This window comes from Amycolatopsis jiangsuensis (assembly GCF_014204865.1).
In the GTDB taxonomy this organism is placed as follows: Bacteria; Actinomycetota; Actinomycetes; order Mycobacteriales; family Pseudonocardiaceae; genus Amycolatopsis; species Amycolatopsis jiangsuensis.
In genome coordinates this window covers 3,108,186-3,123,653 of record NZ_JACHMG010000001.1, presented here as the reverse complement: position 1 = coordinate 3,123,653, position 15,468 = coordinate 3,108,186, and the positions used below count along the sequence as shown (strand labels likewise).

Annotated in this window: 15 protein-coding genes; 14 read left to right on the top strand and 1 reads right to left on the bottom strand. The window is 70.2% G+C overall.

The features are described from left to right. Positions 1–15: 15 nt before the first annotated feature. From rimM to BJY18_RS13680, 12 genes are all read left to right on the top strand, one after another. Positions 16–525 (top strand): ribosome maturation factor RimM, encoded by a 510-nt coding sequence (gene rimM, locus BJY18_RS13735; protein WP_184780347.1) that lies wholly within the window; start codon positions 16–18, stop codon positions 523–525. Continuing rightward, positions 522–1,241: a hypothetical protein gene (locus BJY18_RS13730; protein WP_312873837.1), complete on the top strand. Its 720-nt coding sequence runs from the start codon at positions 522–524 to the stop codon at positions 1,239–1,241. Before rimM ends, BJY18_RS13730 begins: the two co-directional genes overlap by 4 nt. Positions 1,242–1,243: 2 nt before the next feature. Further along, on the top strand, positions 1,244–1,990 hold the full coding sequence (gene trmD, locus BJY18_RS13725) for a tRNA (guanosine(37)-N1)-methyltransferase TrmD (protein WP_184784606.1): 747 nt from the start codon (positions 1,244–1,246) through the stop codon (positions 1,988–1,990). A gap of 193 nt (positions 1,991–2,183) precedes the next feature. After that, complete coding sequence (gene rplS, locus BJY18_RS13720; RefSeq protein WP_184780346.1) at positions 2,184–2,552, top strand: 50S ribosomal protein L19; 369 nt, start codon at positions 2,184–2,186, stop codon at positions 2,550–2,552. A 31-nt stretch (positions 2,553–2,583) separates the two neighbouring features. Continuing rightward, entirely contained in the window at positions 2,584–3,510 is a 927-nt protein-coding gene (lepB, locus tag BJY18_RS13715; RefSeq protein WP_184780345.1) for a signal peptidase I, read from the top strand. A gap of 84 nt (positions 3,511–3,594) precedes the next feature. Beyond that, positions 3,595–4,383, top strand: coding sequence for a ribonuclease HII (locus BJY18_RS13710; protein ID WP_184784605.1), 789 nt, complete (start codon positions 3,595–3,597; stop codon positions 4,381–4,383). Continuing rightward, positions 4,380–4,703, top strand: a complete 324-nt coding sequence (locus tag BJY18_RS13705) for a DUF2469 domain-containing protein (protein WP_003096226.1) — start codon at positions 4,380–4,382, stop codon at positions 4,701–4,703. Before BJY18_RS13710 ends, BJY18_RS13705 begins: the two co-directional genes overlap by 4 nt. A gap of 328 nt (positions 4,704–5,031) precedes the next feature. Continuing rightward, positions 5,032–5,412, top strand: coding sequence for a YraN family protein (locus BJY18_RS13700; RefSeq protein WP_184780344.1), 381 nt, complete (start codon positions 5,032–5,034; stop codon positions 5,410–5,412). Then, positions 5,412–6,923 (top strand): YifB family Mg chelatase-like AAA ATPase, encoded by a 1,512-nt coding sequence (locus BJY18_RS13695; protein ID WP_184780343.1) that lies wholly within the window; start codon positions 5,412–5,414, stop codon positions 6,921–6,923. Before BJY18_RS13700 ends, BJY18_RS13695 begins: the two co-directional genes overlap by 1 nt. An 844-nt stretch (positions 6,924–7,767) precedes the next feature. Beyond that, positions 7,768–8,940, top strand: coding sequence for a DNA-processing protein DprA (gene dprA / locus BJY18_RS13690; RefSeq protein WP_184780342.1), 1,173 nt, complete (start codon positions 7,768–7,770; stop codon positions 8,938–8,940). A gap of 51 nt (positions 8,941–8,991) precedes the next feature. Then, positions 8,992–10,011: a tyrosine recombinase XerC gene (locus tag BJY18_RS13685; protein ID WP_184780341.1), complete on the top strand. Its 1,020-nt coding sequence runs from the start codon at positions 8,992–8,994 to the stop codon at positions 10,009–10,011. Between the two features lie 109 nt (positions 10,012–10,120). Beyond that, positions 10,121–10,969: a FliA/WhiG family RNA polymerase sigma factor gene (locus tag BJY18_RS13680; RefSeq protein WP_376774663.1), complete on the top strand. Its 849-nt coding sequence runs from the start codon at positions 10,121–10,123 to the stop codon at positions 10,967–10,969. 412 nt (positions 10,970–11,381) lie between these two features. Here the strand turns inward: BJY18_RS13680 and BJY18_RS13675 are convergent, their stop codons facing one another. Continuing rightward, positions 11,382–11,882 (bottom strand): murein hydrolase activator EnvC family protein, encoded by a 501-nt coding sequence (locus BJY18_RS13675; RefSeq protein ID WP_184784604.1) that lies wholly within the window; start codon positions 11,880–11,882, stop codon positions 11,382–11,384. Between the two features lie 1,769 nt (positions 11,883–13,651). Between BJY18_RS13675 and rpsB the strand changes: the two genes are divergently transcribed. Both rpsB and tsf read left to right on the top strand, forming a co-directional pair. After that, the gene (rpsB, locus tag BJY18_RS13670; protein ID WP_184780339.1) at positions 13,652–14,542 is read left to right on the top strand and encodes a 30S ribosomal protein S2; all 891 of its coding nucleotides are present in this window, start codon (positions 13,652–13,654) and stop codon (positions 14,540–14,542) included. Positions 14,543–14,627: 85 nt separating this feature from the next. Further along, entirely contained in the window at positions 14,628–15,443 is an 816-nt protein-coding gene (tsf, locus tag BJY18_RS13665; RefSeq protein WP_184780338.1) for a translation elongation factor Ts, read from the top strand. Positions 15,444–15,468: the final 25 nt, after the last annotated feature.

Here is a 15,468-nt window from a genome sequence, read left to right as displayed (position 1 = left end):
ATTCGGACGGTCAGGATGGACGTCGTAGTCGGCCGCATCGCGAAAGCGCACGGCATCCGCGGCGAGCTCGCGGTGGACGTGCGCACCGATGCGCCGCAGGAGCGGTTCGCGCTCGGCGCGGTCGTCACGACGAAGCTGCGAGACGGCAGCGAGAGGGACCTCACCATTGCAGCCGCCCGCGAACACAGCGGGCGGCTGCTGGTGCGTTTCGAGCAGGTGCTCACCCGCGACGTCGCCGAGACGCTGCGCGGTGCCCTGCTCACCGTGGACACCGATGCGCTGCCGCCCACCGGTGATCCCGAGGAGTTCTACGACCACGAGCTGGCCGGGCTGCGCGCCGAGCTGGCCGACGGCACGGTCGTGGGCACCGTCGCCGAGGTCGTGCACTCCCCGGCAGGGGAGCTGCTCGCACTCGACGCCGAGGGCCGCGAGGTGCTCGTGCCGTTCGTGCTGGCGATCGTGCCGACGGTGGACATCGCCGGCGGGCGCGTGGTCATCGACCCACCGGAAGGTCTGCTGGAGTGAAGAGCCGCGCAGTGCGTACCGCCGTGGTGCTGTTTTCCGCCGCTCTCGCCACTGCCGGCCTGATCACGCCGGCAGTTGCCGCCGCGCCGGTCTACGGCGACTTCTCGATGATGTTCGGCCGCACCGCGGGCCAGTACGCGCCGCCCGGCGAAGCGGCCTTCCAATGGGCGTGGAACCCGCAGTCGGCCACCGAGTCCCACATCTCGTGGGGCGACCTGCAATCGTGGCCGCCGGGTGATGCGGAGCACTTCGTGCACGAGGGCGACTGGGTGCTGCTGGACGGCTGGGAAGGCAACGGCACGTACTACACCCAGCGAGTGACCAGCGAATCACTGTGCCACGGAGACGAGTGCACCCCGATCCCGTCGGACGGCGGACGCCAGCACTACGTGCAGTGGACCGTGCCGGCGCAGGACTACCGCCTCGTCGCCGAGGGCACCGTCACCGAGCAGAGCAGCGGCAAGACGTTCCGCTTCCGGCACGCGCAGACCTGGGGTGCGCCGGCGCCGTGCAGCTCGGCCCGGTTCGGTGAGCGCACCTGCATCACGCAGAGCGAATCGTGGTCGGAGGACAAGGATTCGCCGGCCGGCTCGCCGCTGCACGAGACGTTGCGCCGGGACATCCGGATCGCCCAAGGCCTGGGCATGGCGTTCTCGATCGACCAGCAGGTGCCCTCGCCGTGGCACGCGGAAGCCACCGAGTACTGGAACTGGTAGCCGTGCGCATCGACGTCGTCACGATCTTCCCCGAATACCTCGACCCGCTGCGTGCCGCGCTGCTGGGCCGGGCGATCGACCGCGGTCTCGTCGAGGTCGGCGTGCACGACCTGCGCGACTGGACGCACGACGTGCACCGAGCGGTCGACGACGCGCCGTACGGCGGCGGCCCCGGCATGGTGATGAAGCCGGAGATCTGGGGTCCGGCGCTGGACGACGTCTGCCGTCCGGAAACCCGGCTCGTGGTGCCGACGCCGGCCGGGCGGCCGTTCACCCAGGACCTCGCGCACCAGTACGCGGCCGAGCCGCACCTGGTGTTCGCGTGTGGCCGGTACGAGGGTATCGACCAGCGAGTGGTGGACGACGCGGCGAGCCGGATGCCGGTCGACGAGGTGTCCATCGGCGACTACGTGCTGGTCGGCGGCGAGGCCGCGGTGCTGGTCATGGTCGAGGCCGTGGTCCGGCTGTTGCCCGGGGTCCTCGGCAACGCGCGCTCGGCGGCCGAGGACTCGTTCTCCGACGGACTGCTCGAAGGACCCAGCTACACCCGTCCGGAGGTGTGGCGCGAGCTGGCGGTACCGGAGGTGCTGCGCTCGGGCAACCACGCGCTGATCGAGCGCTGGCGCCGGGACCAGGCGCTCGTGCGCACCGCCGGCCGCCGTCCGGATCTGCTCGCCCGGCTGCCCGAAGGCAGCCTGGACAAGCGGGACCACGAGGTACTCGGCCGGCTCGGCGAAGATCCCGGCTAGACCCCCTGCGTTCGGTGGCGAGCCACCAATGCCATAATGGTTCGGTTGGCGTGACGCGCGACCGTCGGCACCTGCCAAGGGCCGGTAACCGCGACGCTGATTGTGAATGCCATCAGCCCCGGGCTAGTCGCAGTCGAGTTCACTGCGCGCTCAAGCTGTACGTAAGCCACACGAATACGAGGACGGACCACCGATGAACACCCTGGACGCGCTGGACGCGCAGTCACTGCGTTCCGACATTCCGGACTTCCGCCCGGGCGACACGCTCAAGGTCCACGTCCGCGTCATCGAGGGCAACCGCGAGCGCAACCAGGTCTTCCAGGGCGTCGTGATCCGCCGTCAGGGCGGCGGCATCCGGGAGACCTTCACCGTCCGCAAGATCTCCTTCGGCGTCGGCGTCGAGCGCACCTTCCCGGTGCACTCGCCGAACCTCGCCCAGGTCGAGGTCTTCAAGCGCGGTGACGTGCGCCGGGCGAAGCTGTACTACCTGCGTGAGCTGCGCGGCAAGAAGGCCAAGATCAAGGAGCGCCGCGAAAACCGCGAGACCACCTCTGCGCGCTGAGTGCCGGTGCGGTTACCGGTAGCCTGGCGACGTGGTCGAACCCGTGTCCCGGAACACCGCTGACGACGACCCCGATCGCCCGGACGAGGAGCACGAATCCTCTGCCGGGCGCGGGGGGTCGCATCGGCGGAGCAAGTCCCAGAAGAAGCGGTCGTTCTGGAAGGAACTGCCGATCCTGATCGCGATCGCCCTGGTGCTCACGATCCTGATCCAGGCGTTCCTCGCGAAGGTCTACATGATCCCCTCGGGGTCCATGGAGAGCACGCTGCACGGCTGTCCGACCTGCACGGGCGACCGGATCCTGGTCGACCGGGTCACCTACGACTTCACCGATCCCTCCCCGGGTGACGTGGTCGTGTTCAAGGGCCCGCCCGCATGGACCGAGAACGAGATCGCGCCGCAGGAGTCGAGCAACGTCGTCGTCCGCGCGCTGCGTGGCCTCGGCTCGCTGGTCGGGTTCGCCCCGCCGGACGAGCGCGACTTCGTCAAGCGGGTGATCGCGACCGGCGGGCAGACAGTGCAGTGCTGTGATCCGCAGAACCGCGTGATCGTCGACGGCAAGGCACTCGACGAGCCCTACATCCACTGGGAAGACGAGGGGCACCAGCGGCAGGAAACCTTCGCCCCGGTGAAGGTTCCGCAGGGCGCGCTCTGGGTGATGGGCGACAACCGCAACAACTCGTCCGACTCGCGTTACCAGGGCGGCGGCGGGGCCAACGGTGCGGTGCCGGTCGACGACGTCATCGGCAAGGCACGGCTGATCGTGCTGCCGCCGAGCCGCTGGAACGTCATCTCGGCCCCCAATCCGCAGGAGAACGCCCAGCCGGTGGCGCTCGGAGCCCCGGCGTGGCAGCAGGGCCTCCCGCTCGGCGCGGGCTTCGCCGCGGCCGTGCCCACGCTCTACCTGGGACGGCGACTGAAGTCCGGCCTCCGCAGGGCGGCCGGCCGGAGACGGTAAGTGCACCCCGTCCGAGAAGGCAGCAGGGTGAGCATCGTTCCCGTTCCCCGGATCCCGGCCGAGCCACCGCGCCCGCCGCGTGCCGTGGTGCGTGGCGAGCTGTTCTGGGGTCTGCAGGGTGCCCTGGAGCGGCGTGGCCTGGGCCCGGTGGCCGGGGTGGACGAGGCCGGGGCAGGGGCGTGCGCCGGTCCGCTGGTGGTGGCCTCCTGCGTGCTGCGCCCGGGAGACGGCGTGCGGCTGCCCGAGTTGACCGATTCGAAGATGCTCACCGCGAAGGCCCGCGACCGGGTCTACGACCGCGTGCTGCAGCGTGCACTCGACTACGCCATCGTCGTGATTCCCACCGAGCAGGTCGATCTGCTCGGCATTCGGGTGATGAATCTGGAGGGGATGCGACGCGCGGTGGCGGCGTTGCGCTCGCATCCGGGGTACGTGCTCACCGACGGGTTCCCCGTGCCCGGAATTCCGGCCCCGAACGCCGCGGTGATCAAGGGAGACCGCAGCGTGGCGGCCATCGCGGCGGCGTCGGTGCTGGCGAAGGTGACCCGGGACCGTTTCATGACGGGCCTGCACGGGGAGCTGCCGCACTACGGGTTCGATGTGCACAAGGGCTACAGCACTTCCGACCACCTCGCCGCCCTGCGCGAGCACGGCCCGAGCCCGGCGCACCGCTGGTCCTACACGAATGTGGCCACCGTGGCCGCCGCACACGGGCTCACTCCGCCGCATCCGGTCGTGCTGACCTACGCTGCTTTGGAGAACTCCCTGGAAAAACCGGGCGGGCCGGTCCGTGCCACGGGCCGCTCGGTGGGTAAGAATGAACGCTCCGCCGCCGGAGCAGGACGAACGCGAGGAGGGGCGCGGATCACATGAGCGCAGAGGATCTCGAGAAGTACGAGACCGAGATGGAGCTCTCGCTGTACCGCGAGTACCGCGACATCGTCGGCCAGTTCTCGTACGTGGTGGAGACCGAGCGGCGGTTCTACCTGGCCAACGCAGTAGACGTGCAGGTCCGCGACGGCGGCGGCGAGGTCTACTTCGAAGTCCGGATGTCCGACGCCTGGGTGTGGGACATGTACCGGCCGGCCCGCTTCGTCAAGCACGTCCGGGTCATCACGTTCAAGGACGTCAACGTCGAAGAGCTGGACAAGCCCGACCTCCGGCTCCCGGAGGACGGCCCGTTCTCGGGCTGACCCACTCCATCTGTCGAGGCCACGCGCACCGTTTCTCCGGTCGCGCGTGGCCTTTGACGTTTCTCGCCGGCTTGTCGTCGCTGTACCCGGCCGGTGGTGTCGCGACCCCGTTTTCGCCGCCAGAGGGGCTTCGCCGGGTGAGCTTCGCCGGGGAAGCACTTCGCTCCGACAGTCCCTGCCGATTCCGCCTGCGTTGCCCGGGTTGATCCACAACCCCCCAGTTGTCCACAGGTGAGCCCGGAAGGGCTGGCATCGCGGTCGGTGACGCTGCGATGGTGGATGGAACACGCACCGTGATCACAGGTGCTCCACCGGTCGAGGGGGACAGATGAACGACGAGCCGCACCCCGGCGCGCTCTGGTGCCGGGTGTTCGGGCGCTGGGGGGAGAACCTGGCACTCCGGCACCTGCAGGAGGCCGGGATGGTCCTGCTCAGCCGCAACTGGCGTTGCCGGGAGGGCGAACTCGATCTCGTCCTCGCCGACCAGGACCGGGTCGTGTTCTGCGAGGTGAAGACCCGCTCCGGGGATGCCTACGGAGCACCCGGCGAGACCGTCACGCCGGAAAAGATCGCCCGCGTGCACCGCGCGGCCATGCGCTGGCTGCGAGAACACCGCGTCGGCTGGTGCCGCACCCGGTACGACGTGGTCACGGTCTACGCCCGGGCCGGGGAGCAGCCGGTCGTGCGGCATCTGGCCGGTGCGTTCTGATGCCGCACGCGAAATCCTGGTCCGTGGCCCTGGTCGGCATCGACGGCCGCGTCGTCGAGATCGAAGCCGACCTCGGTGGCGGCCTGAGCCGCGTCACCCTCGTCGGCCTGCCGGACGCCGGCCTGCGCGAGGCGAAGGACCGCGTGCGCTCCGCGGTGCGCAACTCCGGTCAGCCGTGGCCGGACGGCAAGATCACCCTCGCGCTGTCCCCGGCCAATCTGCCGAAGATGGGTTCGGGATACGACCTCGGCATCGCCGCCGCGGTCCTCGCCGCCACCGGGGCCGTGCCCGCCACGAAGCTGTTCCACACCATTCTGCTCGGCGAACTCGCGCTCGACGGCCGGATCCGCCCGGTCCGCGGCGTCCTGCCCGGGCTGCTGGCCGCGCGCGCCGCCGGGCACGAGCGTGCCATCGTCCCGGCCGAATCCCTGTACGAAGCCGCGCTCGTCGACGGGCTCGAGGTCGCCGGCGCCTCCCGCCTCGCCGATCTGGTCGCCTGGCTGAAAGACGAGGGAGAGCTCGTCGCGCCGCCGCCTCCGGCCGTCCCCGCAGCCGAGCCGGCGCCCGACCTCGCCGATGTCGTCGGCCAGCCGGAGGCCCGCTGGGCCGTGGAAGTCGCCGCCGCCGGCGGCCACCACCTGCTGCTCACCGGCCCACCCGGAGTGGGGAAAACTCTGCTCGCGCAACGACTTCCCGGACTGCTGCCGGATCTGTCGCCGGAGGAGTCGTTGCAGGTCACGGCAATCCATTCGGTCGATGGATCGCTGTCGAGGTCGTCGCCGCTGGTGACGGTCCCGCCGTTCGTCGCCCCACACCACTCGATCACCACTGCCGCCCTCATCGGCGGCGGCACTGGCTTGGCCGCGCCCGGCGCGATCAGCCGCGCCCACCGCGGAGTTCTGTTCCTCGACGAGGCATGCGAGTACGGCAGCCAGAAGCTTGATTCGCTCCGCACCGTCCTGGAAGAAGGCGAGGTACGCATCTCCCGGGCCAAAGGCGTCGTCCGTTACCCGGCGCGGTTCCAGCTGGTCTTGGCCACGAACCCGTGCCCGTGTGCGCCGCCGAGAGAAGCCGACTGCACGTGCTCGGTCACCGCTCGCCGCCGTTACCTGGCGCGGTTGTCCGGCCCCCTCCTGGACCGGGTCGACCTCCGGGTCCGCCTCCGCCCCCTCACCGCGATCTCCGCCCACCGCACCATTACCCCGGAAACCTCCGCGATAGTCCGCGAACGAGTCCTGGCGGCCCGCGATCGCGCCCGGCACCGCTGGCAACCCCACGGCTGGCGCATCAACTCGGAAGTACCGGGCCCCGTCCTGCGCCGCGATTTCCCTTTACCCGCCTCGACAACCGCAGTTCTGGACCGAGCGCTGGACCGAGGCCTCCTGACCGCCCGAGGCGCCGACAGATGTCTACGCATCGCCTGGACCCTGACCGACCTGGCCGGCCTCCCCACCCCCGACGGCGATCAAGTAACCGCCGCCCTCAACTTCCGGGAAAGAACGGCCGCATGACGCCCCGCCAACGAACCCCACAGCGAAAAGCCGCCCGCCGCCTACCCCCCACCGACACCACCTTCCGGCCACTCCCAACCGGCTATCGCCTTGTCGCTGGCGCTTCGCGGTCGGCTGTCGCCTTCCGGCCAGTGCTTCGCGATCGGCTGCGGCCTCCTGCCACTTTTTCGCAACCATTGCCGCCCTGGCACGCGACATAACCGCGCGAACCCCACCCCTGCATCGCTTGCCGCAACCCGTAACTGCGCCCCGACCGTCCACCAGCCCCAGGGCCGGCCCGACCCGAAATCGCTCACGCCGCGCGCCTCACGAATCCAGCAAACCGGACCACACGAAGGAACCCCTTGATGGCAATTCTCTCCCATGCCTCCGGCCCGATCCGCCGACCCGAGCCGACTCGTCACCCCGAGGCAGCAGTCCACACCGGACCAGCTCGTCACCCCGAGCCGGTTCTCCGCACCGGACCAGCGTGCTCGCCGGACCCGCCCACCCAGCCTGACGCACCCAATCCACCTGACGCACCCAATCCGCCCGACTCACCTCCACAAGCAGGTTCCTCTCGCCGTTCCGGTACACCCCGCCGTCCCGGCACATCCCGCCGGTCGAGTACATCCCGCCGCTCCGGACAATCCCGACCACGTCACCGTCGCCGGCCACCGGTCCCATTCCCGATCCGGGTCCCGGACGAGGTGCAGGTGCCGGACGCGGTCAGGCACCTGCACCTCGTCCGCGCCCCCGACCCGAAGCCCGCGCAGGATCCTGCCCGGGTTCGCGACCAGCTCGCCCCTCGCCGGCATCTGGCCCTCGTGCGCTCCGGTGAGTGCGCCTTCCGAAGAGGTGCGGCATGATCGCCGCCGTCCCGGATCAGACCGCGGCCACGGATGCCGAGCGGCTCGCCCGCGCGTACCTGCTGCACGTCGCCGAGCCGCCGTCGCCGGCGTTGCTGGCGTTCGTGGGAGAGCGGGGGCCGGTCGAGGCTGCACAGCGGGTCCGCGCCGCAGACTGTCCCGGGCCCGTCCTGCGGGAAACGGCGGCACGGCGGGAATCCACGGTCGCGGAGCGGGATCTCGAGCGTGCGGAGAAATCCGGCGCCCGGCTCGTGACCCCGGAAGACCACGAGTGGCCTGCCTGGCCGCTGCTGTCCCTGGCCGTCGCGACCGGCCGCGGAGTGCAGAACGTCGCCGCACCGCTCGGTTTGTGGGTCCGGGGCAGCGCGAATCTGGCGGAGGCGGCCGATCGGGCCGTCGCGATCGTCGGAGCGAGAATGGCCACGGACTACGGGGTGCACAACGCCCTCGAGTTCGCCCACGCGTTGGCCGCCCGGCACATACCGGTATTTTCCGGCGCTGCGATGGGGATCGACGCCGCGGCGCACCGTGGCGCGTTGAGCGGCGACGGCGTAACCGTCGCGTTGCTCGGCTGCGCGGTCGACGTCGCCTATCCCGCCGGTCACGCTGATCTGCTGAAACGCATCATCGACAACGGTGGCGCGGTAGCCAGCGAGTACGCGCCCGGGACGCCGCCGGCACGGCATCGGTTCCTCGTGCGCAACCGCCTCATCGCAGGCCTCACGGACGGCACGGTGGTCGTCGAAGCCGGTGCACGCAGCGGAGCCCGGAACACCGCCACCACCGCGGGCGCCCTCGGCAAAGTCGTGATGGCCCTCCCCGGATCGCTGCACTCCGGCAACTCGGCGGGCTGTCACGCGCTCATCCGCGACTGCAAAGCCACCCTGGTGACCACCGTCGACGAGGTGCTGGAAACGGTCGGTCGTTTCGGAACGGCGGAACCCGGGCCGGGAACGCACGCTCGTCCCACCGACAAACTCGGCCAGGAAGCGTTGCGGGTCTACGAGGCGTTGGTGTCCCGTGCAGGCCGTGGCCCGGAAGAGATCGCCGAGAACGCCGGGGTGCCGGTCGCCAGGGTGCGGGCACTGCTGCCGGAGCTGGAGATCGACGGGTTCGCGGTCCGGGGTGACACGGGATGGCGGCGAATAGTCCGAACGGCTGCCCGGTGATCGGCGTGGCGATGCTTGACCAATGGCGGCGGTTCGCGCAGCGTAATCGTCATGCCGTCAGCGACCGCGCGCCCCGGAGCGACCGCGCGTTCCGGTGGGCGCCGAAAAGACCCGCCACGCCCCGATCTCCGGGCACTCCGCGACGCGTTGCCGGAAAAGGAACGAGCCGTCGTCACCGATTACGAACGGCACTTGTCGCTGGAGCGCGGGCTGTCACCACACACGGTCCGTGCGTATGCCGGCGACGTGGTGTCGCTGTTGGCATTCCTGACCACGGGGGAGGACAGTGCTGCGGCCCGCGGGCTCGGCAACCTCGACATCACCCAGCTGCGCGCATGGTTGGCGGGACAACGCACGGATGGCGCGGGCCGGACGACGCTGGCACGTCGTGCCGCCGCGGCGCGCACATTCACGGCTTGGGCGCATCGTGTCGGGCTGCTGAAGGCTGATCCGGGCGGGCGGCTGGCCGCGCCGCGCGCGCACCGCACCCTGCCGGGCGTGCTGCGTGCCGATCAGGCCGATGCGCTCATGACAGCTTCCGCGAACGGAGCAGTCGAGCGGGACCCGGTTGCGCTGCGTGACCGCGCCTTGATCGAGTTGCTGTACGCAACCGGCATCCGGGTGTCGGAACTGTGCGGACTCGACGTCGGTGCGGTCGATTTCGCCCGCCGGGTGGTGTCCGTCGTCGGCAAGGGCGGCAAGGAACGCGTGGTTCCGTTCGGGATCCCGGCAGCCACGGCGTTGTCCGAATGGCTCGAGGAAGCACGGCCCGAGCTGGCCGGTGAACGGTCCGGGCAGGCGCTCTTCCTGGGCGTCCGCGGGAAACGGCTCGACCCGCGCGCCGCTCGCCGGGTGGTGCACGAGGCAGTGGCGGCGGTGCCCGGCGCGCTCGACATGGGGCCGCACGGACTCCGGCATTCGGCCGCGACCCATCTGCTCGAAGGAGGTGCGGACCTCAGGAGCGTTCAGGAACTGCTCGGTCACGCTACGCTTGCCACGACCCAGCTCTACACTCATGTGACCGTCGATCGGCTGAAGGCGATCCATGACCGAGCACACCCGCGGGCCTGACGAGGTCGGTGATGGCTCGGCCGGGAGAGCCGGAGCCGCGCCGACGGCGCACGCGCATCCGCACGAGCACGGAGACCAGACTGAGCCGCATGCCGAGAACGACCGTGCAATGACCGCGACACCGCAGGTCACGGAAACGGGGCTGAAAGGCCCTGGCACACCGGACGCCGTCAACGGGGACGGACGTCCCGGTCAGGACGTCGACGCGGGGATCCAGGCGCTGTGGCAGCAGTTCGCCGACCAGCCGGACCAGGCCTCGCGCGACCGGCTGGTCCTGCACTACGCGCCGCTGGTGAAGTACGTCGCGGGCCGGGTCGGCACCGGACTTCCCACCCATGTCGACGTGGGCGACCTCGTCCAGTCGGGCATCTTCGGACTGGTCGACGCCATCGAGAAGTTCGACCCGGAACGCGGGCTGCGGTTCGAGACGTACGCGATGCAGCGCATCCGCGGCGCCATCCTGGACGATCTGCGTTCCCAGGACTGGGTTCCGCGTGCCGTGCGCAGCAAGGCGAAGGAGGCCGCGCGGGCGCTGGAACGACTCGGCGCCCGCCTGCACCGCACCCCGACCGACGCCGAACTCGCCGGCGAACTGGGCATCGGCCTCGACGACCTGCGGGATTTCTACGGCCAGCTGCGCCTCACCAGCGTCGTGGCGCTCGAGGACCTCGTCGCCGCGGGCAAGGACGCCGGCTCACTGGTCGACACGCTTCCCGACGACGATGCCGTCGACCCGGTCGCCGTCCTCGTCGACCAGGACAACCGGCGCCAGCTGGCCGAGGCGATCGCCCAGCTGACCGACCGCGACAAGATCGTAGTGAGCCTCTACTACTTCGAAAGCCTCACGCTCGCCGAGATCGGCAAAGTCCTGGGCGTCACGGAATCGCGAGTCAGCCAGCTCCACACCCGCGCGGTGATGCGGCTGCGCGCCAAGCTGATCGAACAGCCCAACGGCTGAACAGTTCCACGGCTGAGCAGTCCGACGGCTGAACAGCCCACGAGCTGACAGCCCGCCAGCGGAACAGTCCACGAGCTGACAGCCCGCCAGCGGAACAGCCCGCCAGCGGAACAGCCATCGGGTTGAGCGGTCCCACGGCCGGACAGCCCAACAGCCCGATACCGCGTCCGCGGCCCCCCCAACCGCACTTCGCTGCCGACTGGCCATCGATGGCCACCGCGCTCCGCTGCCCGGCTGCCTCCCGCTGCCGAATGCACTCCGTTGTCCGGCTGTATCGCGCTGGCGACTGCACTCGGCTGGCCACTGCACGCGGGCTCTCCCGACCGCACCGAGCGCGTGTTCGTGTTGACTCGTTCGGATTACCCCCTTTCGGGTACTTCTGTGTGGCTCGTCAGTGGGTGGCGTCCTGTACTCAGGGGCCTTCTGCCCATGGTTTGAGGCGTACTCGTCCCGGTTCGCCGACCAGCGCCAGTGGGTCGAGGTACTCCGCGCCGCGGCGGGCGCCCCAGTGCAGGCAGGCCGGTACCGGGCAGCCGGGATGGCCGGGCGTGACGGTTCCCAGTGGCTGGCTGCGGTAGATCTGCTCGCCGGCGGTGACCGACGGCGTCACGGGCAGGTAGGTCGTGTGGAGACCGCCGTCATGGTCCAGCGCTACCACGCCACGTCCAGCCACCTGGCCGGCGAACACCACTACGCCCATGTCCGCGGCGAGCACCTGCTGCCCTGGCGCGGCTTCCAGATCGACGCCGCGGTGGCCCGGGCCGTACGGCGTCTCGGGTGGGTCGAAGTTCCTCGTCACTTTCGGCCGAGGAGTCAGCGGCCAGGTGAATCGTCCTGTCTGGGCAGTGGGGGCGGGGACACCGGGCTGGGCGTCGGAAGGGCTGCTGGCGTCCGCCCGTGTGCTCGCCACCATGAGGGACCAGACGATCAGGATCGCGGCGGTCGTCACCACCAGCCAGGTGCGAAGGATCTGTTTGCGCGCTCTGAAGAACGGCACTGCGCCCGCGACGGCCAGGTGCGGTGGAGGACTGCCCCAGCCGAGACCACGACGGAGGGCGCCCTGCACTTCGATCGGCCCGGCGGGATCGCGTCGCCGTCCGCGGATCCGCTGGCCGGCAGAGGCGAGCCACCTGCCGGCCCGTGCCGAGGTGGTGGCGCAGCGGGACAGCATCCGGACGACGACGGCCAGGTAGCCGCGCACCACCAGCACGAGACGGAATCGACGTGGCCGATCGGACTGCCGTCGATGGCGCCCGGCTTGCCGGGGAACTTCGAGCTGGCGCGGGCGGTCCTGCGGCGATCCGGACCTCGCCGGGAGCGCTGCCCCGACCCGGGCGTGATCGGAGAAATCCAACAACACGGCTCGCGGTGCGCCAGACCGTGCGAGTCGCCCGGCGAGCGTGGCGGTGGCCAGCGCGACAGGATGACCGACCGCGGAAGTGGGGCCGGTGCCAGGAGTCGCGTCCCGGACTTCGGTGCCAGGAGTCACGGGCGGGACTCGGGCGCCAGGAGCTGCGGCCGCGACTTCGGTGCCAGGAGTGGCCGCTGGGATGCCGAGGCGGGCCGCTGCGCTGCGAAAAATGGTGGAGGTGCTTCCATCGCTGAACGCAGGACCGGCGGTGGCCGGGTCGGGGTGAGCCGGATCAGGATAAGTCGGATCGGGAACGACCGGGTCAGGATCCGTTGGGCCGGAAACCGCCGGGTCGGGATTAGCCGGGGCGGAAGTGGCTCGGGCAGGAGTGGCCAGGGCGGAAGCGGGTGCTGCTGAAGTGGTCGGGTCGGGAGTGGTGGCGGCAGCCTCGAGTTCAGGGACGTCGACCGGGGCCGTTTTCACTTCGCCGACTCGCGCCTCGACGACAGTGTGGGTGGTTCCTGCTGGAGTCTCCGTCGCAGGTGCAGTCGCCGCTGCGGTAGCTCCTGGTGGTGCGGCTTCCGTTGCCGCACTTGCCACTGGCGTGACTTCCGCTGGTCCTGCTCCTGCTGGGGCGGATGCAGTGTCGGCAGTGGCTCCCATAGCGGGGTCGCTGGTGGAAGCTCCGATGTAGCTGGACCGGGGCGGTGTCGGTGGGCGGCCGATTTCCGCTTGGCCGGGCGTTGGAGGGGGAAGGGGACGTCGTTCGGTCAGGCGCGGCTCGGTCGGGCGTGGTTGTGTCGTGCGCGGTCTGGTCGTCGTCGGTCTGGTGGTCGTCGGTCTGGTCGCTTTCGGGCTGGTCGGGCCTGTTCCGGCCGGGCATGGGCTGGGCGGCAGTTGCTGTCTTGCCGGGCGTGGTCTGGTCACGGCGTCCATGCTGGGGGACGGCTCTGTCCTTACCCGTCGGTAGCGAGGGGGTTGTCCACAGGTGAGCCCGGTTGTGGACAACCGGCGACGGGTCCGCTGCCGCCGGTGGGGACGGGCCTGGTGGCAGGGGGTAGAATCAGTTCCGCAGCCCACTCGCTGGGCTGACTTCGCGTGCACGTGCGTGCGTTCCCGGACGGTCCGCCTTTTCGGCGGGGCCCGGACGGAGGGGCGCGCGGTGCCCGGCGGTCCCGGGGGTTTCTCACGAAATCCCCTCGGGTCCGGGCACCGGCACGGCACCAGGGCGAGCGGTCACCCGGCCGCGAGCGACGAACCGGACAGCGCATCCGTGGCGGAACGAACCCCACCGCGGGCGCGCGCGATACAGAGAAGGTGTGATTCCGGCAATGGCCGTCGTCACCATGAAGCAGCTGCTCGACAGCGGCGTGCACTTCGGGCACCAGACCCGTCGGTGGAACCCGAAGATGAAGCGCTACATCTTCACCGAGCGCAACGGCATCTACATCATCGACCTGCAGCAGACGCTGACCTACATCGACCGTGCCTTCGAGTTCATCAAGGAAACCGTCGCGCACGGTGGCACGATCATGTTCGTCGGCACCAAGAAGCAGGCGCAGGAAGCGATCGCCAACGAGGCCGCGCGCGTGGGCATGCCCTACGTGAACCAGCGCTGGCTCGGCGGCATGCTGACCAACTTCCAGACCGTGCACAAGCGCCTCCTGCGCCTCAAGGAGCTCGAGGCGCAGGAGCAGACCGGCGGCTTCACCGGCCTCACCAAGCGCGAGATCCTCACGCTCACGCGCGAGAAGGACAAGCTGGAGAAGACCCTCGGCGGTATCCGCGACATGGCCAAGGTGCCGAGCGCGGTGTGGATCGTCGACACGAAGAAGGAGCACATCGCCGTCGGCGAGGCTCGCAAGCTCAACATCCCGGTCGTGGCGATCCTCGACACCAACTGCGACCCGGACGAGGTCGACTACCCGATCCCGGGCAACGACGACGCGATCCGCTCGGCCGCGCTGCTCACCAAGGTCGTGGCCGAGGCCGCGGCCGCCGGCCTGATGGCGCGCTCCGGGCGTGGCGGCGCTTCCGCGGACGCCAAGCCGGAGACCGGTGCCGCGGACGAGCCGCTGGCCGAGTGGGAGAAGGAGCTCCTCGCGGGCTCGGACACCGCCGCTGCCGACGCGACCGAGGCGGCCGCTGCCACCTCGGAGGCGGCTGCTCCGGAGGCGGCGACCGCGGACGCGGCCGGCGAGCAGGCCCCGGCCAACTCCTGATCGACAGCGCCTGGGCGGCCGGTGCACCGGCCGCCCAGGCGCGGCTCCACAAGCACACGTACCTGAAACGGACGGATTCAACACGATGGCGAACTACACCGCCGCTGACGTGAAGCGCCTGCGCGAGATGACCGGCGCCGGCATGATGGACTGCAAGAAGGCCCTCGAGGAGAACGACGGCGACTTCGAGAAGGCCGTCGAGTTCCTGCGCATCAAGGGTGCCAAGGACGTCGGCAAGCGCGCCGAGCGGGCCACCGCCGAAGGTCTCGTCACCGGCGACGGCGGCGTGCTGATCGAGCTGGACTCGGAAACCGACTTCGTCGCCAAGAACGACGACTTCCAGCAGCTCGCGGCCAAGATCGTCGCGACCGCCAAGACGCTGAAGACCAGTGACGTCGAGGCGCTGAAGGCGGCCGACCTGGACGGCAAGCCGGTCAACGAGGTCGTGCAGGAGCTGTCCGCCCGCATCGGCGAGAAGCTCGAGCTGCGCCGGGTGGTGGCGTTCGAGGGTCAGACCGCCACCTACCTGCACCGTCGCGGCTCGGACCTGCCGCCGGCCGTGGGTGTGCTGGTCGAGTACACCGGGGACGACAACGACGCGGCCCGCGGTGCCGCCATGCAGGTCGCCGCGCTGCGCGCCAAGTACCTGTCGCGCGACGAGGTGCCGGCCGAGACCATCGACAACGAGCGCCGCATCGCCGAGCAGACCGCCCGCGAGGAAGGCAAGCCCGAGCAGGCGCTGCCGAAGATCATCGAGGGCAAGGTCAACGCCTACTACAAGGACAACGTGCTGCTCGAGCAGCCCTCGGTCAAGGACAACAAGAAGACCGTGAAGGCCCTGCTCGACGAGGCAGGCGTGACCGTGACCCGGTTCGCCCGGTTCGAGGTCGGCCAGGCCTGAGCGAGGCACTGGGACTAGGTTCTGG